Raw genomic sequence first — 20,089 nt, 5'->3', positions numbered from 1 at the left:
CTATTGCCGTTGCCGAACTGGAATCCGCAGGCAACCCCCAGGTTTCAGGTTGTGATGGGACTATGAGCTTCTTCTAAGCATGGCTGCCCAGCTGCCTGCGGGCGGCAATGGCAACCGTGTCCGAGAGAGCGGGGCCGATAATGCGAGCGTCGAAACCGATCAGATTCACCGTCGGACAACACCTCGAGGGCAGACGCCGGTGGGGCTTGTCCCGCCCGGCCGCGACGGCCCTCGCCGGTCATGACGAGACCCGCGTACGGGCAGCCGAATCCATAACGCGCCCACTCGACGCGCCGACCGAACGGAGGGCCCGGCGCAGACTCGGAGAGGCCCGCGGGGCCATCGAACCGGTGTTGCGGTCGGCGGTCGGCTCCTTGGCCGAACCCCTGGATCTGATGGCCGGGTACCACTTCGGATGGTGCGATCCGGAGGGAGTGGAAGTCGTGGGCGCGCAGGGTAAGGCGCTGCGACCGGCATTGACCTTCGCGGCGGCCATCGCCTGCGGGGGCGGCGTCGAGGAGTCGGTGCACGCGGCCGCCGCGGTCGAACTGCTGCACAACTTCTCGCTCGTGCACGACGACGTGATGGATACCGATCCGTTCCGCCACGGTCGCCCAACGGTCTGGCGGGTGTGGGGCGAGACCAACGCGACGCTCCTCGGCGACGCGCTGCAGGCGCTGGCCTTGGCGGTGCTGTGTGATGGCGCGCCGGAGATGGTGACGTCGGAGGCGGTGATCCGGTTGGCGCGGGCCACGGTGACGCTGTGCCGGGGGCAGTACCAGGATTGCGCCTTCGAGACTCGACCGAGCGTCACCGTCGAGGAGTACCTATCCATGGCCGCCGGGAAGACCGGTGCGCTACTCGGCTGTGCCTGCGCACTGGGCGCACTGTGCGCCGGGGCCGATCATCGGGTGGTCTCGGCGATGCACACCTTCGGGACCGAACTGGGTCTGGTCTTCCAGCTCGTCGATGACTTCATCGATATCTGGGGCGACCCGGAGATCACCGGAAAACCGGCGCACAGCGACCTGATTCACCGCAAACAGTCGTTCCCGGTGGTGTGCGCGCTGGAATCGGAGACCGCGGCGGGACGAGATCTGGCTCGCCTCTATCAATCCCGCCACCCCATGACCGCGGCCCGCGCGGCGCGAGCGGCGGACATGATCGAGGAGGCGGGCGGTCGCCAGCACACCCTGCGTCGCGCGTCGGCGGCCTTGGACGCGGCCTTCGCGGCCCTACCCGAGGAGCTTGCCACCGACGATCTCACCGCCCTGGCCCAGCTCATCGCCCACCGCGATCGCTGAGGTGCGCGTCAGCCGGAGGTCACCGGCGCGGTGGTGGCGCTGTCGGCGGTCCCGAATCGAATCCCCCTGGCCTCCTTGCCGATCGCGGTGAGGATGGCCACGGCGAGGAAGACGGGCACGGCGGTGACGGCCAGCGCGAACGGGTAGCCGTGCGACTCGGCCAGTCGCTCCTGAATCGGAAGGTTCAGGGACGCAAGCAGATTGCCGAGCTGATAGGTGACTCCGGGATAGAAGCCGCGGATGGCGTCGGGGGACATCTCGGTCAGATGGGCCGGGATGACACCCCACGCGCCCTGCACCGCGACTTGGATCAGGAACGAGCCCAGGCAGAGCATGGCGGCGGTCTTGGAGTACGCGAACAGCGGCACGATCGGCAGGCCGAGCAGGGCACAGAAGATGATCGTGTAACGGCGGCCGTACTTTTGGGACAGCGTGCCGAAGACCAGGCCGCCCAGGATCGCGCCGATGTTGTAGATCACCGCGATCCATTTCGCCGCGACCGTGGACAGACCCGCGCCGCCGTGCTGGGTGGCGGACAAGAAGGTCGGGTAGACGTCCTGGGTGCCGTGGCTCATCCAGTTGAAGGCCGTCATCAGCAGGATCAAATAGATGAATCGCCGCACGATCGCCGGGTTGGTGATGATGTCCTGGAACGAGGTCCTGGTGGATTTCATCCGCTGCTGCGTGGACTCCCACACCTCCGATTCCCGTACGCGCGCACGCAGAATCAGGATGATGAGGGCGGGAATGATCGACAGCCCGAACAGCCAGCGCCAGGACAGACCGAGCCAGTTGGTCACCAACAGGGACGCGAGCGAGGCCAGCAGATAGCCGAACGAGTAACCCTCCTGAAGCAGGCCGGAGAAGAAGCCTCGGCGCTCCACCGGAATCTTCTCCATGGCCAGCGCCGCCCCCAAACCCCACTCACCGCCCATGCCTATGCCGTAGAGCATGCGCAGCACGACCAGCACGGTGAAGTTCGGCGCGAACGCGCACGCGAACCCGACCACCGAATACATGGCGACGTCGACCATGAGGGGGATGCGGCGGCCGATGCGGTCGGCCCACAGCCCGAATATCAGCGCACCCACCGGCCGCATGATCAACGTGGCGGTCGTAATGAACGCGACTTCGCTCTTCTGCATGTGGAAGCTCTTCGCGATGTCCGCGTAGACGAAGACGACGAGGAAATAGTCGAACGCGTCCATGGTCCAGCCGAGTTGGGCCGCGATGAACGAGTTGCGCTGGTCTGATGTGAGCCGGGTGCGTATCGCCATGGCACTGCGATCCTCTTGAAAGCAAAGGTACCTGTAACCGACGGTTACAGGTACCTTTGTTTTTGGAAATATCTGATGAGGTACAAGGACTGTATCAGAGCCTGCGGATGCGGGCCATCCAAGCGGCGACATCCACCAGACCGGTGGGGGAGATGTCGAGGTCGGTGGCTTGGTCGGCGACCGCCTCGGTGACTCGGCCGCGGTAGCGGGTGGGGTCGAGACGTTCGAGTTCCCAACCGGTGGTGAAGGATTCGCGGATCACGGTGTCGCTGATGCGGGGGCCGAAACCGGGTTCGGCGTCGGAGAGGGCCAGGAGATGGACGACGCCTCCGGGCTTGCAGACGGCGTGCAGACTGCGGACGTAGGCGGCGCGGGCGTCGGGGTCGGTGCCGAAGACGTGGAAGAGGGCGCTGTCGACGATGGTGTCGTAGGCGGCGCGGTGGTCGGGGTGGTCGGCCAGGGTCAGGGCGTCGGCCACCTCGAAGCGGACGTTGGGGACGTGATGGGACTCGGCGTTGGCGCGGGCGTAATCGATTGCGCTGGGGGAGAAGTCGATGCCGAGGATGTCGTAGCCGAGGCGGGTCAGCAGGATGGTGTGCTCGCCCGCGCCGCAGCCCGGCTCGAGGACTCGGCCCCGGATTTCACCCGACTGTTCCAGTGCCACGATCGCGGGCTGGGGTTCGCCGATCACCCAAGGGGCCGTGTCCTGGTCGTAGACGGTGTTCCAGAATTCTGCCGGTCTTGTCATGGTTCCAGCCTGCAACCTCGAGTTCGGTCGAGGTCAATCCCTCGATAGCGTCAACCCGGGCGGGTGGAGCATTGACAATGTGGGGATGCCCAAGCCTTGTCTGCTGTTGCAGCTGCGACCCGAGCAAGCGGCCTCGGATCAGGAGTATCAGGCGATCCTGGACGCGGGCGGGCTCGCGGCCGCCGACGTGGTCCGTGTGGAGATGAACCGGGGGATGCCGGATGTGGATCTCGACGACTACTGGGGCGTGATCGTCGGGGGCGGGCCCAGCAATATCAGCTATCCGGAGGCCAAGAAGTACGACTATCAGAAGGCGTTCGAGCCGAAGCTGAAGAAGGTGCTCATCGAGGTGGTGCGGCGGGACTTTCCTTATCTCGGAGCGTGCTATGGGCTGAGCATGCTCGCCGACGCGCTGGGAGGGGTCGTCAGTACCGAGCGCTACGCGGAGACCGCGGGAGCCACCACCATCGAGCTCACCGAGAATGCCGCGAAAGACCCTCTGTTGCACGGGCTTCCAGAGGCTTTCCGAGCCTTTGTGGGACACAAGGAATCCTGCCAGGACGTGCCGCCCGGATCGGTCCTCCTGGCCCGGTCAGCCGCATGTCCGGTACAAGCCGTGCGAGTTGGCGAGAACGTCTACGCCACCCAGTTCCACCCCGAACTCGACGGGCACGGGCTGGCGTTGCGGATCGAAATCTACCGCCACGAAGGCTATTTCGATCCAAGCGAAGCCGAATATCTCACCGAACTCGGGCATCGGGAGAAGATCACTGTGCCGCAGGAGATACTGCGCCGGTTCGTTACCCGGTATCAAGGAAAAGACTGAAGAACAAAAGAAAAAGAGAGAAAGATAAAAGACGCCAGGAGGAGGGAGAGAGGGTGGCCGAGCTTGCGAGGCCCCCTCACCTACCAGCCCCCTCCCGGAAAGACAAAAGACAAAAGATGCCTGGAGGAGGCAGAGAGGCGGGTCGAGCTTGCGAGGCCCCCTCACCTACCAGCCCCCTCACCGCTCGGCCGTTCTTCGTCTCTGTGGAATTGTCAAAGAACCTGAAAGCTGTGGAGCTGTAGAGCGTTTCGGGTCTGTGTTTCTTGGGTTGTCTCGAGTAGGTGATGCGTGCAGTCCGTGGGCTGGGAGGTGAGGTGGCGGCTCCCAACCTGGCGTCAGCCCAAGTCCGGTAGGGCAGGCGAGGCGACCACACTTCCCGTTGTTTTGCGTACGCCAGCGGGGCACGAGCTGCTCGGGTGTCACGCTGCCCGTGAACCCCACTTCCGGCAACTGGAATCGACTGCCGTGGCGACCCGCTCCCCGACGTGGTGTTTGTCGTTGACGTGCGGGGTGTGGGAGGGGTCCAACGCCGCCGGAGCAATCCACCCCACCCGGCCCGGCTGGGCCGAGTCTTTGCCCAACATCACTGTCTTCCAGCCGTGTTCGCTGTCGTTGACCATGGCGTGGTGGTGGTCGCAGACCAGGGCGAGGTTGTTGAGGTCGGTGGGTCCGCCCTTGGCCCAATCGATCACGTGATGAGCCGCGCACATGCTCGCGGGTACATCGCAGCCGGGGTGGGTGCAGCCGCGATCGCGGGCGATCAACGCCAACCGCTGCCCTGAGGAGGCGAGGCGTTCGCCGTGGGCGAGGTAGAGCGGGATCTCGTCCTTGTCGAGGATCGCCAGCACCGGGCGAGAACCCTTGGCCAGCTTGAGGGCTTCGTTGATCGACAGGTGCCCGCCGGAGGCGGTGGTGGCCACGCCCGCACCCTTTTCGAGGTCGGCCAGGCTCATGGTGACCACGACCTCGACGGGCAGGCCACGGTGCTTACCCAGCTTCACCGGCTTACCCGCCTTGGCCGCAGCGACACCGGCAGCAGCGAAGACACCAACACCAGCGGCGGTGCCCGCAGCTGCACCAGCGCCCGCAGCGTCAGCGGCATCGATACCAGCGGTGGTGTCGGTGACCGGCTGCAACGCGCTCACGAGCGCGAACAACGCGTCGTGGGTGCGCTGGCCAGCGTCGCGGCGATCGCGGCGCGCGGCCGCTTCCAGCACCTTCGACTCGACTTGCGCAGTGGCGGCGAGGATCTCGGCATCCGCATCGTCGAGGTTGCACATACCGGGCCGCGCCAGCTTGGCGAAGATCGCGTCCAGCAGGGCGCGCAGTTCGGGAGTGAGCCAGCCTTCGATCTTCGACATCCCATCCACCCCCGGGCGGCTGATCGTGATCCCGCGACGGCGACGACGATCGGCATCGGAAATCACCGTGCCCTCCGGATCCAAACGCGCCAGGATTTCGCGACCGATCTTCGGCAGGTCATCGGGGTGCCCGGTCACGCAGTGCTCGACCAACAGTGCCTCGGTCTCGACCCGCGCCGGCGCGGGCACGTCGGCGGGCAGGTGGGTCATGATGTCGACGATGCCGCGCACATGATCACGCGAAATCACCCCTGCTTCAAACGCGTTCGCGGTCGCGGCCAGCGTGATCGTGCGCGGCGTGCCGTCGGCTCCCAGGAACTCCCCACACGCCCCAGCGATCTTCACCCGCATCGCCGCGTCATAGCGCGACAGGCCCAGGGTTTGACGCAGGAACGGCACCACATCCTTCACCCCCGCCTTGCGCGGCAGGTCCCGCTCCGCGATCTCGATCACGAGAGCCGAATCCAGGGCGGCCAGTTGACGCTTGCAGGTCTCCAGATCGCGCATGAATTCCACGGCATCGATATCGGTCCGAGCCTTGAGTTTGCCGTGCAGGACGGTATCGGCGACGTTGGTGATCGCGGTCATCAGGGCGCTGATGCCGGTGGTGTCGAGTGTTTCCCCCTTCGAATTCATGCTCTAATTCTACCGCCGAATTGATCATAATAGAAGGCGAATTCCGTTGTGATATACGCCTTTTCAGTAATACCAGACGGTCGCCATTTACTATTTCATCTCATCCGAGCCGATTGGAAATAGTAGTGGCCGCCTTGGAAACAGCTGCACCGAAAGCGGGTTGGGATTCGGGGGTTAGGCGGCCGATGGGAAGGTTTACGCTGAGGCTTGCGATTGGGTGGCCGGTGGGGTCGAGGATTGCGGCGGCGACTGCGCCTACGTCTGTGCGCCATTCGCCGTTGTTTACCGCGAAGCCTTGGGTGTGAATCAATTCGAGTTCGACGCGGAGGGCTTCGGGGTCGGTGATTGTGGTGTCGGTGTAGCGGGGGAGCTCGTGGCGGAGGAGGGGGCGGAGGTCTTCGGGTGGGGTGAAGGCGAGGACCGCTTTGCCGTTCGCGGAGGCGTGCATCGGGAGGGCGTGGCCGAGGGCCATGCTGGTGCGAACCGGCTTGTCGGTCTCGAGGCGCTCGATGAGGACCATTTTGCCGTTCTCGGGGATCGTCAGGTGAATGGTCTCGCCGGTGGAGCGGCGGAGGTCCTCGAGGATCGGGAGGGCGATGCCGCGCAGGCCGAGGTCGCCGCCCGCGCTGCCGCCCACGGCAAGGGCTTTCGTGGTGATGACCCAGCGGGTGACCTCCCCGGCCGCCGGGCGGATCCAGCCCGCGGTGTCGAGGGTGACCAGGGCGCGTTGGACCGTGCTCTTGGGTAGGTCGAGGACGCGGGCGAGTTCGCCCACCCCGATGGGCTGACGGGCGGCTACTTCCTCGAGAACTCGCAAGGTGTTCAAGACATTTCGCAAGGTATTGACTCCTTCATCGCGCATCCCTACCCTTGCTGCACCTTTTCACGGCACAGTGTGCCATATCACGGCACAGGACGGAAGTTCCCGCTATGACAGCCCGCAGTGGACGCCATTTCCTGCAGATTCCCGGACCCACCAATGTTCCCGATCGCGTCCTACGCGCCATCGCGCAACCGACCATCGATCACCGCGGACCCGAATTCGCCGAACTGGCAAAGGATTTGCTGCAGCGGATCAAACCGGTATTCGGGACCGATGGGCCGGTTGTCATCTACCCCTCGTCCGGCACGGCGGCGTGGGAGGCCGCGTTGGTGAACACGCTCTCGCCGGGCGATCACGTACTCGCCTTCGAGACCGGGCATTTCGCGACACTGTGGCGACAGATGGCCGAACGACTAGGTCTCACAGTCGAATTCGTGCCGGGGGATTGGCGGCACGGCGCGGACCCGGCGATGGTGGCCGAGAAGCTCACGACCGATACCGCGCACCGCATCTCGGCGGTGATGGTCGTGCACAACGAGACCTCGACCGGTGTCACCAGCCGCATTCCCGAGATCCGGGCCGCCATCGACGAAGCCGAGCATCCTGCGCTCCTGCTGGTCGACACCATCTCCTCGCTCGGCTCCATCGACTACCGCCATGCGGAGTGGGGAGTCGATGTGACCGTCGGGTGTTCGCAGAAGGGGTTGATGCTGCCACCCGGGTTGGGCTTCAATGCCGTCAGCGAGAAAGCCCTCACCGCCTCCCGCACGGCCCGGCTGCCGCGCTCCTACTTCGACTGGTCGGCGATTCTCGACGCCAACGAGCATGGTTTCTACCCCTACACACCGGCCACGAATCTGCTCTACGGCCTGCGCGAAGCCTGCCTGATGCTCGAAGAGGAAGGTCTGGCACATGTTTTCGCGCGCCACGACCGCCATGCCGCGGCCACCCGGGCCGCCGTCCGCGGTTGGGGTTTGGAGGTGCTGTGCGCCGATGAGCGCGAGTACTCCAGTTCCCTCACCGCCGTCCTGGTGGGCGGTGCGCACGATGCCGACAAGGTGCGGCGGATCATCCTGGACCGTTTCGACATGTCGCTGGGCACGGGGCTGGGCAAGCTCGCCGGTCGGGTGTTCCGGATCGGGCACCTGGGCGATCTCAACGACCTGACGCTGGCCGGGACCCTGTCCGGCGTGCAGATGGGCCTCGAGCTCGCGGGCGTTTCGATCGATCCGGGCGGGCTGCAGGACGCCCTCGAGGTCCTGCGCGGCGAGTGAGCGCGCGCGGACATTCTTCTCTCTCTTTACTTTCATCGCTCCCCGCTGGGCGGCCGAGACGAAACGGCCCGCGATCTACCCGGATGCTCCGCTCCGAGCGATTTCCTACGAGGAGGTAGGTCGTGATCGAGCGGACTTCCCCTGTCCGGCGACTGTCCCATATGAAACGGTGGACCTATATTCTGCCGGTCGTCGTCTTCATCTACGTCATCTGTTATATCGACCGCACGAATATCAGTTTCGCTCTGCCACACCTGAAAACCGATATGCACCTCACCGGTGCGCAGCAGGGATTGGCGAGCGGCATCTTCTTCTGGGGCTATCTGCTGCTGCAGATTCCCGGCGGGTACATGGCCGAGCGGTGGAGTGCCCGGCAGTGGATCGCCATCCTCATGGTGCTCTGGAGCGTGGCCGCCATGGCCTCGGGGCTGACGCATTCGGTCGGGCAGCTGCTGCTGGCTCGATTCCTGCTCGGGGTGGCCGAGGGCGGGGTGCAACCGGCGTTGATGACCACCATTCGCGCCTGGTTCCCCTTCGCCGAAAGAAGCCGGGCCTTCGCGATTTTCAAGCTCTACACCCCGATCGCGGCGATTGTGGCGGCACCGTTCTCGGGCGTCATCCTCACCTATCTGGACTGGCGGTGGATGTTCGTCATCCAGGGCGGGGCTCCGCTGATCGTCGGGCTCATCGCGTGGCTGGCGATCGTGCGCGATACCCCGGCCAAGGCGGGGTGGCTGTCGCAGGTCGAGCGTGACTACATCGAGAACGCTCGGCTCCAAGAGGGCGAGCAGCTGCAGTCGCGCGGAACGTTCAAGGCGGCGTTCACCTCTCGAATCGTGTGGCAGTTCGCGCTCATCTACACCCTCACCCAGATGGGCCTGCTCGGGCTGACGCTGTGGATGCCGAGTGTGCTCAAGAAGGCCTTTCATACCGATATGAAGGTCGGGCTGGTGGCGATCCTGCCGCAGATCGCGGCGGGGGCGGCGATCATTCTGGTCGGGCGGTCCGCGGATCGGCGGGGCGGGCACATCGCCCACATGTCGGTGGTGCTGGGTTCCGCGGCCCTGATCCTGGTGGGCGCGAGTTTCGTTTCGGCGGAACAGAAGTGGATCGTGCTGTTGGCCATGATCCTGGGTACGGCGGCATCCATCGCCTGGTACGGCCCCTTCTGGGCGACGGTCACCAAGCTCACGCCGGTGGCCGCGGCCGGTGCCGGCATGGGACTGATCAATGGGGTCGGGAATCTCGGGAGCTTCTTCGGACCGTATATCGGCGGCTGGCTCAGTGATCTCAGTGGCGGTGGCTACGCACTCACGCAGGTGTTCTTCGGGATCGTGTTCGCGGTCGCGGCGCTGCTGGTGCTGACCCTGCGCAAGCACCTGCACGCCGCCACCCAGGCCGCGGCGCCCGCGCAACCACCCATGCAGCCAATCACCGTGGACAACAAGGATTTTCAATGACACCACTCGAGCAGGCATTGAGCGCGGTCATGGACGGCGAACTCGCCTTCGACGACTACAGCCGACACCTCTTCTCCCGCGACGCCAGCATGTACGCCATCACCCCGCTGGGCGTGGCGTTTCCCAAACACGCCGAGGATGTCGCCGCCGCGGTGCGGGTGGCCGCCGAATTCGGGGTGCCGATCGTGGCGCGCGGCGCGGGCACCAGCCTCGCGGGCCAGACCGTGGGCCCCGGGCTGGTGCTGGACATGTCGCGGCATTTGAATCGGATTGTCATCGACGCCGAGAGCCGCACGGCCCTGGTCGAAGTCGGGGTCGTCCAGGATCAGCTCAATCGGGCCGCGGCCGAATACGGGCTGATGTTCGGGCCGGATACCTCCACCAGCAACCGCGCCACGATCGGCGGGATGATCGGAAACAATTCCGCCGGAAGCGGTTCCCTGACCTACGGCATGACCATCGACCATGTGCGCGCGTTGGACGTCGTGCTCGCCGATGGCTCACGAGCCCGGCTGGAGCCCGTCGACGAGGCCGAACGGCAGCGGCGAGCCACCGCCGACACGCTGGAGGGCCGGATCTATCGGGAACTCCCGCGGCTGGTCCTCGACAACGAGCAGGCCATCCGGTCCGGTATGCCGCTCTTCTGGCGACGCGCCGGCGGCTACCGGCTCGACCGGTTGGTCGGCTTCGGCAAGGGCACGCCGTTCGATCTGGCCAAGTTCGTGGTCGGCGCGGAGGGCACGCTGGTCATCGCGACCCATGCGCTGGTCGATCTCATTCCCAAGCCCGCGCATACCGTCTATGCCGTAGGGCATTTCGACGACACCCACAACGCCATCGCCGCCACGACCGACGCGCTCAGTTGCGACCCCCATCAGGTCGAGCTGATGGATCGCACGATCCTCGAACTCTCCCGCCAGAAGATCGAATACGCCGAGCTGGGCACCATCCTCGTCGGCGATCCGGGCGCGCTGCTGTTCGTCTCGTTCAGCGGTGACGACGAGGCGGCGCTGGTCGCGAAACTCGATGAGCTGGAGGCGATCTGGCGCGAGAGCGGGCACGGCTATCACATCCTGCGCGCGGTGACCCCCGCCGATCAGAAGGCTCTGCTCAAGGTCCGCAAGTCCAGTCTCGGACTGCTCATGGCCGCGGGGGAGGGCACCCGCCGCCCGCTGGCCTTCATCGAGGACACCGCGGTCGACCCGATCCATCTGGCCGAATACACCAAGCGGCTCGCGAGGATTCTCGACGAACACCACATGGAGGCCGGCTTCTACGGCCACTGCTCGGTGGGCTGCCTGCATATTCGGCCGTTCGTGGATCTGACCGATCCGCAGCAGGTCGAGAACATGCGTACGGTGGCCGAGGCGGTCAAGGATCTGGTCGCCGAATACGGCGGGGTGAACTCCAGCGAGCACGGCGACGGGCTGGCGCGCAGCGAGTTCAATCGGGAGATCTTCGGCGACGAGCTGTATGAGGCCATGCGGAAGGTCAAGCGGCTCTTCGATCCGCTCGGCATCATGAACCCGGGCAAGATCGTGGACGCCCCGCCCATGACCGAGAACCTGCGCGACCGGGATGCCCTGCCACCCGCGCCGCCGCTGACCACCAAGCTGGCGTTCGAGGTCGTCGGCGGGATGCGCGGCGCGGCGGATCGATGCATGAATATCGGGCTGTGCCGCAAGGCCGGACCCGGAGTGATGTGCCCGTCCTACATCGCCACCAAGAACGAGGAGGACGCCACCCGTGGACGAGCCAACGCCCTGGTCAAGGCCCTGTCCGAACCCGATCCACACGTGGCGCTCGGCGATGAGCGGCTGCACGAGATCCTCGACCTGTGCCTGATGTGCAAGGCGTGCAAGAGCGAATGCCCGATGAGCGTGGACATGGCGTCATTGAAGGCCGAGACGCTCGCGCATCACCATGAAATCCACGGAACACCCTTGCGCTCACGGCTTTTCGGGTCGATTCGGGCCCTGAACCGGATCGGCTCGGCGACCGCACCGCTGTCGAATGTGCCCGGCCGGATCTGGCTGCTGCGTCGACTCCTGGACCGGACACTCGGCATCGCGGCACCCCGACCTCTGCCAACCTTCCAGCGGGCCAACCTGATTCGCTGGTTCGGTCGGCGCGACATGGTCGGTGCCCCCGCGCCGCTGGGGACGGTGAACTGGCTGGCCGATTCGTTCACCACATTCACCGAACCGCATATCGGTCGGGCGGGCATCGAACTGCTGGAGCGCGCGGGATGGCAGGTCGAGCTCGCCGCCGGGGGTTGCTGCGGACGGTCCAGCATGTCCAAGGGGCTGCTCGACGATGCGAAGAAAAAGGCCGCGGCACTGGTCGATTCGCTGACCCACACGACGGTCCCCGATTCGCCGATCGTCGGCTGCGAACCGTCGTGCGTCTTCATGCTGCGCGACGAGTACAAGGCGCTCGCGCCCTACACCCACGCGGTGCACACGGTGGCCGATCGGGTCCGGCAGGTCGAGGAGCTGCTCGTCGAGGCCATCGACGCCGGAAGGCTACGGCTGCGGGCGGATTCCCGATTCGCCGGGCAGCGGATCGTCTTCCACGGCCACTGCCACCAGAAGGCCGAGGTCGGCACGGCCGCCACCATGGCGCTGCTGCGCCGCATTCCGGGTGCGGTGGTCGAGGAGATCGACTCCGGATGCTGTGGCATGGCCGGATCGTTCGGTTTCGAATCCGAGCACTACGAGATGTCTCTCGCGGTCGGCGAGGATCGCCTGTTCCCGGCCTTGGCCGCCGAACCGGCCGATACGATCGTGGCGGCGACGGGGGTCTCGTGTCGGCAGCAGATCTTCCACGGGGCCGGTCGAACGGCCTGGCATCCGTTGGAGCTGGTGCGGGAAGCCTTGGCGGAGAACGGATAAAGGATGCGGATCGTTCGATACGCGGTGAAGGGCCGGGTCGGCCGCGGAGTCCTGGTCGGGGACGCGGTGCACGAATTACCCTGGGGCAAAACCGAACCCGGCGCGCACGTAGCACCCCTGGCGGAGGTGGAACTGCTCGCCCCGTGCGAGCCACGCACCATCGTGTGCGCGGGCAGCAATTACGCCGGACACCTGGCCGCACAAGGCCGGGCCCGCCCGACCCGGCCGTCGCTGTTTCTCAAGTCTCCCAACGCGATCACCGGCCCCGACACATCGATCCGGCGGCCCAGCGAACTGCGGCGGCTCGAGTACGAGGGCGAGCTGGCCGTGGTCATCGGCCGCACCGCCCGGCGGGTGCCGGTCGAGCGGGCAGGGGAGTACGTCCTCGGGTACACCTGCGCCAATGACGTCACCGCCCATGACTGGCGCGATGACGGGCAGTGGGCGCGGGCCAAGAGCTCCGATACCTTCTGCCCGCTCGGCCCGTGGATCGAAACCGAGCTCGCCGACCCGTCCGACATCCACCTCACGACGAGGGTGGGAGGCCGTGTCGTGCAGTCGGAATCGACCGCGGACATGGTCTTCGGGGTCGACCGCCTGCTGGCCTATGTGACCCGCTGGATCACCCTGCAACCCGGTGACATCCTGCTCACCGGCAGCCCGGCGGGCGTGGGCCCGCTGGTGCCCGGCGATCTGGTCGAAGTCGAGATCGCGGGCATCGGTACCCTGCGCAACACCGTGGTCGAACGCACCTGACCGGGCGACAGCTGGCCACCGCCGCAATCGGCGCCTGAGCTGCTGTCAACAGGACTACCATCTATTGGTGGTGCCAAAAGTCCGGAATGTACTGCGCACAGCCTTGGCCGCGGCCCTGATCTCGTTGACTCCCATCATGATTCCGACGGCGCACGCCGAGACCGCACATGTCGATCGAATCGAGTGGGTCAGTGATCATCAACTGACGGTCTATGTCTACTCGGCCGCCATGGATCGAGTCATTCCGCAGGATGTTCTCATTCCCGATGGCGGCAGCGTCGGACGACCGACCGCGTACCTCTTGTTCGGCGCGACACTCGACGATGAGGAAACCGTCTGGCAGACAAAGACAGATCTGCTCGCCTTCGCGCCCGGTACGGGGATCAATATCGTCATTCCACACGGCGGCGGGTCGACCTATTACACCGACTGGCAGCACGACGACCCTGTTCTCGGGCGCAATAGGTGGAAGACGTTCCTGACCTCCGAACTGCCCCCGATCATCGACGCCGTACTACACCCGTCGGGACGCAATGCCCTTGTCGGACTGTCGATGTCGGGGACATCGGCGTTGGCACTCACCGAGGCGGCTCCCGACCTGTACGAGGCGGTGGGCGCGTTCAGCAGCTGCCCGGAGACCAGCACGCCCCTCGGCCGGTCTTACGTCTATCTCACCACCCACGTGCACGGCGGTGGGAATACCGACAATATGTGGGGCCCGATCGGCGATTCCGCGTGGACCGACAACGATCCCTACCTGCACGCCGAACTCCTGCGCGGCCACACCATTTACCTGTCGAGCGGGAACGGACTGCCCGGCCGCCACGACAATCTCGCCGAGGCGGGCAGCGCCGATGTCCTACAGAATCAGATCGTCGAGGGCGGCGCGATCGAGGCCGCGACCGGTCAGTGCACGTTGCGCCTGGCAGCGCGATTGGCCGGACTGGGCATTCCCGCGACCTATCGACCGCACGAGGGGACCCACTCCTGGGGGTACTGGCAGGACGATCTGCACGAATTCTGGCCCATCATGGCGGCTGCGATCGGCGCGTGAACCGCTCAGGCGAGCGCGGACAGCGACGCCCGGACCTGCGCGGCGTCGACAAAGGTGTCCTTGCGAACCACGAGTCCGTCCGCGTCCACGGTCACGATGTCCACGCAGTCGAAGCGGATCGGATGCGGTTGTCCGTCCGAGCCGGTCGGCTCGGCGGTCAGGGCCCAGTCCAGGACCCAGTGCTGCTCACCGAGCAGCAGTCGATAGACCTCGAAGCCGAATCCCGGCCACTGCCGGAACATTTCGGCGAAGGCCTCCCGCACGGCCGGGCGGCCCTGGACCGGCTGCGCTCCGGAGTGCAGCCAGAATTGAGTGTCGAGGGAGTGCAGGGCGATGATGGCATCGGGGTCGTGGGCGGACCACGCCTTGGCGTAGGTGTCGAAGGTGGCGGCCAAATCGAGTGTGGTGGGCATGGGAAATCCGTTCCGCCGGAGCGCTATTCGATGGTGTAGACGCGGTAGGTGATGTGGGTGAGGGACAGCTCGGCGAATCCGACGTTCACGGTGCGATTGAGCCACGCGTAGCGTTCGGCGCCGGTTTCGAAGACCGGCAGCGTGCGCGCGTGCATGTCCGCGGCGCGCAGGGTCTCCCCGGCCAGATAGCGTTGCATCGCAGCCGAATCCGCGAGTGCGACGCGACCGCCCGAGGTCAGGTAGATGTATTCCGCGTCGTCGGTGCGCAGGGTCGCGCGGATGTCGAGTCGGCAGATCAGATCCTTGCCCATGGTCAGCCAATCGCCGCCGCCGGGCCGGATGGTGCCGCGCAGGCGCGGCCCCTCGAAGGTTCCCGTCCCCGCGACGGCGATCAGCCGGAACGCGGCGGGGGTCGGGAATATTTGTGTCTCTTGGAATTTCAGGTCGATGTCCATCAGGTGTTCGACGGCCAGAGTCGACCGAACCGGTCCCTCCAGTACTCCCGAACCATCCCGCGTAGCACTAGCTGACATGAGTCAACTATAGCCAGCATGGGCGAGGAACCCAAGGGTGCGGCCCGATCCGGGATCACTCCTCGGGGACGCGGAGGTGCAGGGTCAGCAGGATGTGGTCGAAGGCCGCCACGATCGCCGGGGACGGCGGCGGAACATCGGCCAGTTCGGCAATGAGCTGGGCGGCCAGCACGCGCAGCTTGACATTCGTCTCCTGCGAGCGCCAGACCAGGATCTTGAAGGCCTGATCGGCGCTGATGCGGTACATGCGCATGAGAATGGACTTGGCCTGTTCGATCACCGCGCGGGCCTCGATGACCTCGGGCAGCTTCTGATCCAGCGCCATGCGTTCGACCTCGGAGAGGTCGATATAGAAACCCGCGGTTCCCACCGGATTCCCGTCACTGTCGAGAATGCGGTCCGCCACCACCATGACGTGGTGCTCGACGCCGTGCGCGTCGATGAACCGGTGGCGACTCGAGAAGGGGTTGCCCTCCTGTATCGAACGGTTGATGGTGTCCGCGACATGCTCGCGGTCGTCGGGATGCTTGTGCGCGAGCAGCAGTTCGGTGGTGGGTTCGATCTCGCCGGGCTGATAGCCGTGCATCTGGTACAGCTCCGGCGACCACTCCCAACGCTCGGTGGCGAACCAAAAGCGGAAACTCCCCGTCGCGCTGGACGGCAAGGATGCCTCGCCGGGCGATGGGAGCGATTCCGCGGTCGGGAATCCGTCAGGCGACACCATGACGAACATTATGACCCGGCGCGTTCTTCGACAGGCCGCATACTCCGCAGCCACAGTGCCGTCGCCGCGAACAGCGCGAGGGTCAGCCAGATGTAGGCATTGTGGTCGAGCAGCGCGAACGGCCCGTGGCTCGGGATGTCGAAGATGCTGCCGTAATGCAGGTGGACCAGGTCCATCACGCCACCGGAGGTAATCACAAAGGTGACGAGCAGGACCGCGACGGTCGGCAGACTGGGATGCCGGACAGCCAGGTGGGTCAGATAGATCAGCAGCGGGGCCAGCCACACCCAGTGGTGGATCCAGCTGTACGGGGACACGACCGTACTGGTCAGGCCGACCAGGGTGACGGCGGGGAGCTCGCGACCGGTCATCGACAACCGGCGGGCCAGCAGCAGGCAGACCACGGCGATCGCCACGGCGGCCGCCAGCCACAGCAGCTGCGGTCCGAACGCCGCGCCCAGGGAGCGCGCGATCATGCCGCGCAGTGACTCGTTCTGCGGGTTCTCGGGCACGCCCACGCGGGCCGGGTCGGCGAACGCGCCGCTCCAGAAGGTCAGCGAATCCTTGGGCAGGACGGCCAGACCCACGACCATGGTGACGACGAGCGCGCCGATCGCGGTGGCGGCGGCCCGGAATCGACGGGTGACCAGCAGATAGGCCACGAAAAAGATGGGGGTCAGCTTGATTCCGGCCGCGATACCGGTGAGCGCGCCCTTCCACCGGGACGAATCGGGCAGCGCCATATCGGCGAGGACCAGCAGAAGCAGCAGGATATTGATCTGACCGAAGCCCACGGTTTCGCGAATCGGCTCGCACAGCAGCAGGATCGCGGCCGCCGCGGGACCGACGATGAGCGTGTGCCGGTCCCAGCGGTAGCGCAGCACCAGCAGTGCCGCCCAGACCGAACCGGTGAGCAGTGCGAAGTTGGTGAGCCCGCCCACCCAGGTGAAGACCGTCCCGTGCAGGAAGGCCAAGGGCACGAACATGATCGCCGCGAACGGGGTGTAGACGAATTCGAAAACACCGCGTGTGTGGCCGCGCAGCGGGCTGTCGTAGACCGACACCCCGTGCACCACACGGTCTCCCGCGACCTGATACGCGCCCAGGTCGACCAGGTGCATCATCATGCGCGGTGCGGCGGCCACCTGCCCGAGGTAGTACCACCCGGCCAGCGCTCCCAGGATCGCCACGACCCACGTCACCGCGGGTGGTATCGAACGCCGCCGTGGAACGGCCTCCGTCGTGACTGCCACCTGGTCGAACGCCGATACCGGCATGCTCACCCCCATCGATTGGGCTTCCCGATTGCCCGCCCCACCGTAGTAACCGGGGCGCGGGATCGCCACTCGGTGATGCGCAACGAACCAACCGGTCATTGCGCAATGAGTAGCGATCACGCTGCCGCACAACGGTTTTCCAATATTCGATCACCATCGCGCGGACAATGAGCGCAATGTACGATTACCACCTCGACTGGAAATATGCGGCCGCCCCCGATAAGCATCCGCGTCCTCAGACCAGCGGTTATCTGATCGGTCTGATAGCCGATACGACGACGCTGTCGCCGGATGTCTCCACACCGGCCACCTTTACCGGAGTTCCGAACTATCCCGGTATCGGGAAAGCCCTGAATCCGGCCACCAAGACGATGCACACCTGCGGGCTCATCGAAAACCTGGATTGGGACGGCGAAGCCACCGCGCCGCTGCACATGGGCTTTTACGTGAGCGAACGCAATCAGCAATCGCTGCAGAACGCGGTGCAGCGCGGGAACCTGCTGACGATCACCGACCTGAAGTTCTGGGTGGTCGGCTACGAGTTCCCGGCACAGTCCGGCAAGCCGGGGACCTGGTACGAGGTCGCGTATCCGATCGGCGCGGCGTCGGAGCCCTCGGGGTCGGTGCACGGCCGGATCAACCGCACGGGCGCGAATCTCGACATCAGGATCTCCGATGTGGCGACCCCGGTCGATCCCACCGGGCAGAAGATGTTCGCCTGCGAAATGAGCGTCGTTCCCGCGGTGAACGTCACCTTCACCTTGTTCCAAGCCACCTCCCCGACGAACAAGCAGGTATATACCTGGGGTGTCGGAAAGTAGGCGGCCGAGCCACCGCCTCGACTACGGCAGCATGACGAGTTTGCCGGTGGCGCGGTTGTCCTCCATATACCGGTGTGCGGCGACAATGTCGTCGAGGGCGAAGACGCGGTCCACGTTCGGGCGGTAGGTGCCGGACTCGACCTCGTGGACGACGCGCTGCAGCAGGGTTGTCGCGCCCTTGTAGGTGTCGCTGTGGAAGGCGGTGAGTTTCGTGCCGGGCGGGATCAGGGCGATGGGTTCGAAGTTCGGGATCAGCCAGCCGCTCAGGGAGCCCGAGACGCAGACGGTGCCGCCGCGGCGGACCAGTTGGAGCGAGTCCGCGGCGGTGTTCGCGCCGACCAGATCGAGGATGTAATCCGGTCCCTCGGGCCAGAATTCGTGGATCTGGTCCGCGAGCGAGCCGCCGGTGTCGAGGATCGCGTGGTCGACCCCGGCGACGGTCAGGGCGGCGGTCTTGACCTGCTGCCGGGTGGTGGCCGCGGTATCGAGGCTGTAGCCGGAGGCGATCGAGATCGCGGCCATGCCGACCGAGGACGTGCCGCCTCGGATGAGGAGTCGGCCGCGGTCGCCCGGGGTGATGCCCAGCGCGTCCAGAGCGCCCTGCGCGGTCAGGTAGGTTTCGGGCAGGGCGGCCAGCACATCCCAGGGCAGGGTGGTGTCGAGCGGCATCAGCAGCGAGTTCGGCAGCAGGGCGTATTCGGCGTAGCCGCCATCGAATTGGCGGCCCATCTCACCCATGACCGCGGCGACGGTCGTGCCCTCCGGCAGGCGGGGATCGGTCGAGGCGGCGACGGTGCCCACGCATTCGATGCCGAGCACACGCGGGAATCGCACGGTCGGCGAATGTCCCTGGCGGGTACGCAATTCCGATCGGTTGAGACCGGTGCCGTGCACCTGGACCAGGCTCCAACCCTCCCGCACCCGTGGGACGGGCAGCTCCCGAATCTCGAGTACCTCCGGGCCGCCCGCCGCGACACACACGGCGGCTCGCATTGTCCTGCTCCTGTGTTCGCTCATGCCTCGAGTTTGGACGGCTGGCGGGGTGGCGAGCTACCGATAGAATGCCAACCTATGCCCGTTCGCCGCCAAAACCCCGCGACCGGTCCGACCTCGCGGCTCTGGTCGTCGGGTGGGGCGCATCTGTGGCCTTCCGGGGGCACGAGCTCGGGACACTCGCATACGCGCGGACATCTGGTGTACGCGGCCCGCGGGGTGCTCTCGGTACACACCGAGACCGGGACCTCGATCGTGCCTGCCAATCGAATCGCTTGGACGCCAGCCGGATTCGCGCACTACCACCGGGCACACGGTGAGACGGACATGCGGATCCTGTTCCTGCCACCCGGACAGGCCCGGCTCGCCCCGCCGCGTCCGGCGGTGTTCGAGGTCTCCAACCTCGCACGCGAACTGCTGTTGGTGCTGACCGGGCCGGGCAATTACGACGACTCCGCCCGCAAGTACGACCGTGCGGCGCAGGCGCGGTTACGCCGCATCCTGCTCGACGAGCTGCACGAATCACCCGAGCAGCGGCTGCATCTCCCGGAACCCCACGATGATCGCCTGCGCGCCATCGCCGTCCGCCTTTACGACAACCCCGCCGACAACACCTCGCTGCCGGACCTCGGCCGCGCGATCGGTGCCAGCGCTCGCACCCTGAGCCGCCTGTTCCAGTCCGAACTCGGAATGACCTATTACGAGTGGCGAACCCAGCTCCGCGTGTACCGCGCCCTCATCCTCCTCGCGGAGGGCCACGACACCACCTGCACGGCTCATGCCTGCGGCTGGTCCAACCCCAGCCACTTCATTGCCGCCTTCACCAACCTCATCGGCACGACCCCGGGCAGATATCGCGCCGACCAGCGCTCATGAGGTGACGCGAAGGCCTTGTCGGACAACGCGTTTATCGTA

18 protein-coding genes are annotated in these 20,089 nt (G+C 65.9%); 9 read left to right on the top strand and 9 right to left on the bottom strand.

The window, feature by feature from the left end; translation table 11 throughout:
- The first annotated feature begins 374 nt into the window (after nucleotides 1–374).
- Nucleotides 375–1,304, top strand: a complete 930-nt coding sequence (locus VMT65_RS25635) for a polyprenyl synthetase family protein (protein WP_326310943.1) — start codon at nucleotides 375–377, stop codon at nucleotides 1,302–1,304.
- A gap of 8 nt (nucleotides 1,305–1,312) precedes the next feature.
- Here VMT65_RS25635 and VMT65_RS25630 read toward each other — a convergent pair whose 3' ends face one another.
- Nucleotides 1,313–2,581, bottom strand: a complete 1,269-nt coding sequence (locus VMT65_RS25630) for an MFS transporter (protein WP_326310942.1) — start codon at nucleotides 2,579–2,581, stop codon at nucleotides 1,313–1,315.
- Between the two features lie 94 nt (nucleotides 2,582–2,675).
- Entirely contained in the window at nucleotides 2,676–3,329 is a 654-nt protein-coding gene (locus VMT65_RS25625) for a class I SAM-dependent methyltransferase (RefSeq protein ID WP_326310941.1), read from the bottom strand.
- 85 nt (nucleotides 3,330–3,414) lie between these two features.
- Between VMT65_RS25625 and VMT65_RS25620 the strand changes: the two genes are divergently transcribed.
- Nucleotides 3,415–4,155, top strand: a complete 741-nt coding sequence (locus VMT65_RS25620; RefSeq protein ID WP_326310940.1) for a glutamine amidotransferase — start codon at nucleotides 3,415–3,417, stop codon at nucleotides 4,153–4,155.
- A gap of 419 nt (nucleotides 4,156–4,574) precedes the next feature.
- Here VMT65_RS25620 and VMT65_RS25615 read toward each other — a convergent pair whose 3' ends face one another.
- Nucleotides 4,575–6,152, bottom strand: a complete 1,578-nt coding sequence (locus tag VMT65_RS25615) for an HNH endonuclease signature motif containing protein (protein ID WP_326310939.1) — start codon at nucleotides 6,150–6,152, stop codon at nucleotides 4,575–4,577.
- Nucleotides 6,153–6,252: 100 nt separating this feature from the next.
- On the bottom strand, nucleotides 6,253–6,990 hold the full coding sequence (locus VMT65_RS25610) for an IclR family transcriptional regulator (protein ID WP_326310938.1): 738 nt from the start codon (nucleotides 6,988–6,990) through the stop codon (nucleotides 6,253–6,255).
- Nucleotides 6,991–7,082: 92 nt separating this feature from the next.
- On the opposite strand from VMT65_RS25610, the gene VMT65_RS25605 reads away from it, so the two are divergent.
- From VMT65_RS25605 to VMT65_RS25585, 5 genes are all read left to right on the top strand, one after another.
- Complete coding sequence (locus VMT65_RS25605) at nucleotides 7,083–8,249, top strand: pyridoxal-phosphate-dependent aminotransferase family protein (protein ID WP_326310937.1); 1,167 nt, start codon at nucleotides 7,083–7,085, stop codon at nucleotides 8,247–8,249.
- Nucleotides 8,250–8,371: 122 nt separating this feature from the next.
- On the top strand, nucleotides 8,372–9,709 hold the full coding sequence (locus VMT65_RS25600) for an MFS transporter (protein WP_326310936.1): 1,338 nt from the start codon (nucleotides 8,372–8,374) through the stop codon (nucleotides 9,707–9,709).
- Nucleotides 9,706–12,603 carry an FAD-binding and (Fe-S)-binding domain-containing protein gene (locus VMT65_RS25595; RefSeq protein WP_326310935.1) on the top strand — a complete coding sequence of 966 codons (2,898 nt, stop codon included), beginning with the start codon at nucleotides 9,706–9,708 and terminating at the stop codon, nucleotides 12,601–12,603. The genes VMT65_RS25600 and VMT65_RS25595 overlap by 4 nt, the downstream gene beginning before the upstream one ends.
- Before the next feature lie 3 nt (nucleotides 12,604–12,606).
- Entirely contained in the window at nucleotides 12,607–13,359 is a 753-nt protein-coding gene (locus tag VMT65_RS25590; protein WP_326310934.1) for a fumarylacetoacetate hydrolase family protein, read from the top strand.
- 136 nt (nucleotides 13,360–13,495) lie between these two features.
- The gene (locus VMT65_RS25585) at nucleotides 13,496–14,413 is read left to right on the top strand and encodes an alpha/beta hydrolase (protein WP_442790308.1); all 918 of its coding nucleotides are present in this window, start codon (nucleotides 13,496–13,498) and stop codon (nucleotides 14,411–14,413) included.
- A gap of 5 nt (nucleotides 14,414–14,418) precedes the next feature.
- On the opposite strand, the gene VMT65_RS25580 is transcribed toward VMT65_RS25585, so the two are convergent.
- The 4 genes from VMT65_RS25580 to VMT65_RS25565 are packed head-to-tail and all read right to left on the bottom strand — an operon-like array spanning nucleotide 14,419 to nucleotide 17,285.
- Entirely contained in the window at nucleotides 14,419–14,826 is a 408-nt protein-coding gene (locus VMT65_RS25580; protein ID WP_326310932.1) for a nuclear transport factor 2 family protein, read from the bottom strand.
- 23 nt (nucleotides 14,827–14,849) lie between these two features.
- Nucleotides 14,850–15,359 (bottom strand): DUF3237 domain-containing protein, encoded by a 510-nt coding sequence (locus VMT65_RS25575; RefSeq protein ID WP_326310931.1) that lies wholly within the window; start codon nucleotides 15,357–15,359, stop codon nucleotides 14,850–14,852.
- A gap of 55 nt (nucleotides 15,360–15,414) precedes the next feature.
- Nucleotides 15,415–16,083: a PAS and ANTAR domain-containing protein gene (locus tag VMT65_RS25570; RefSeq protein WP_326310930.1), complete on the bottom strand. Its 669-nt coding sequence runs from the start codon at nucleotides 16,081–16,083 to the stop codon at nucleotides 15,415–15,417.
- Nucleotides 16,084–16,091: 8 nt separating this feature from the next.
- Nucleotides 16,092–17,285 (bottom strand): glycosyltransferase 87 family protein, encoded by a 1,194-nt coding sequence (locus tag VMT65_RS25565; protein ID WP_326310929.1) that lies wholly within the window; start codon nucleotides 17,283–17,285, stop codon nucleotides 16,092–16,094.
- 251 nt (nucleotides 17,286–17,536) lie between these two features.
- Between VMT65_RS25565 and VMT65_RS25560 the strand changes: the two genes are divergently transcribed.
- A complete protein-coding gene (locus VMT65_RS25560; protein WP_326310928.1) occupies nucleotides 17,537–18,181 on the top strand; it encodes a hypothetical protein in 645 nt (214 codons plus the stop codon).
- A 21-nt stretch (nucleotides 18,182–18,202) separates the two neighbouring features.
- Here VMT65_RS25560 and VMT65_RS25555 read toward each other — a convergent pair whose 3' ends face one another.
- Entirely contained in the window at nucleotides 18,203–19,174 is a 972-nt protein-coding gene (locus VMT65_RS25555; RefSeq protein WP_326310927.1) for a zinc-binding dehydrogenase, read from the bottom strand.
- A 327-nt stretch (nucleotides 19,175–19,501) separates the two neighbouring features.
- Here VMT65_RS25555 and VMT65_RS25550 point away from each other — a divergent pair, with 327 nt between their 5' ends.
- Nucleotides 19,502–20,050, top strand: a complete 549-nt coding sequence (locus VMT65_RS25550; RefSeq protein ID WP_326310926.1) for an AraC family transcriptional regulator — start codon at nucleotides 19,502–19,504, stop codon at nucleotides 20,048–20,050.
- The last annotated feature ends 39 nt before the right edge of the window (nucleotides 20,051–20,089 follow it).

The sequence above is a fragment of the Nocardia sp. CDC153 genome, from assembly GCF_035818515.1.
Taxonomy (GTDB): domain Bacteria; phylum Actinomycetota; class Actinomycetes; order Mycobacteriales; family Mycobacteriaceae; genus Nocardia.
The sequence above is the reverse complement of the archived record's forward strand: the minus strand, read 5'-3'. Positions and strand labels throughout refer to the sequence as shown.

Excerpts from the sequence above, each read along its gene's own strand:
- VMT65_RS25630 (WP_326310942.1), bottom strand. The coding sequence starts at position 2,581 with ATGGCGATACGCACCCGGCTCACATCAGACCAGCGCAACTCGTTCATC.
- VMT65_RS25625 (WP_326310941.1), bottom strand. The coding sequence starts at position 3,329 with ATGACAAGACCGGCAGAATTCTGGAACACCGTCTACGACCAGGACACG.
- VMT65_RS25620 (WP_326310940.1), top strand. The coding sequence starts at position 3,415 with ATGCCCAAGCCTTGTCTGCTGTTGCAGCTGCGACCCGAGCAAGCGGCC.
- VMT65_RS25615 (WP_326310939.1), bottom strand. The coding sequence starts at position 6,152 with ATGAATTCGAAGGGGGAAACACTCGACACCACCGGCATCAGCGCCCTG.
- VMT65_RS25605 (WP_326310937.1), top strand. The coding sequence starts at position 7,083 with ATGACAGCCCGCAGTGGACGCCATTTCCTGCAGATTCCCGGACCCACC.
- VMT65_RS25595 (WP_326310935.1), top strand. The coding sequence starts at position 9,706 with ATGACACCACTCGAGCAGGCATTGAGCGCGGTCATGGACGGCGAACTC.
- VMT65_RS25590 (WP_326310934.1), top strand. The coding sequence starts at position 12,607 with ATGCGGATCGTTCGATACGCGGTGAAGGGCCGGGTCGGCCGCGGAGTC.
- VMT65_RS25585 (WP_442790308.1), top strand. The coding sequence starts at position 13,496 with ATGATTCCGACGGCGCACGCCGAGACCGCACATGTCGATCGAATCGAG.
- VMT65_RS25580 (WP_326310932.1), bottom strand. The coding sequence starts at position 14,826 with ATGCCCACCACACTCGATTTGGCCGCCACCTTCGACACCTACGCCAAG.
- VMT65_RS25575 (WP_326310931.1), bottom strand. The coding sequence starts at position 15,359 with ATGTCAGCTAGTGCTACGCGGGATGGTTCGGGAGTACTGGAGGGACCG.
- VMT65_RS25570 (WP_326310930.1), bottom strand. The coding sequence starts at position 16,083 with ATGGTGTCGCCTGACGGATTCCCGACCGCGGAATCGCTCCCATCGCCC.
- VMT65_RS25560 (WP_326310928.1), top strand. The coding sequence starts at position 17,537 with ATGTACGATTACCACCTCGACTGGAAATATGCGGCCGCCCCCGATAAG.
- VMT65_RS25555 (WP_326310927.1), bottom strand. The coding sequence starts at position 19,174 with ATGCGAGCCGCCGTGTGTGTCGCGGCGGGCGGCCCGGAGGTACTCGAG.
- VMT65_RS25550 (WP_326310926.1), top strand. The coding sequence starts at position 19,502 with ATGCGGATCCTGTTCCTGCCACCCGGACAGGCCCGGCTCGCCCCGCCG.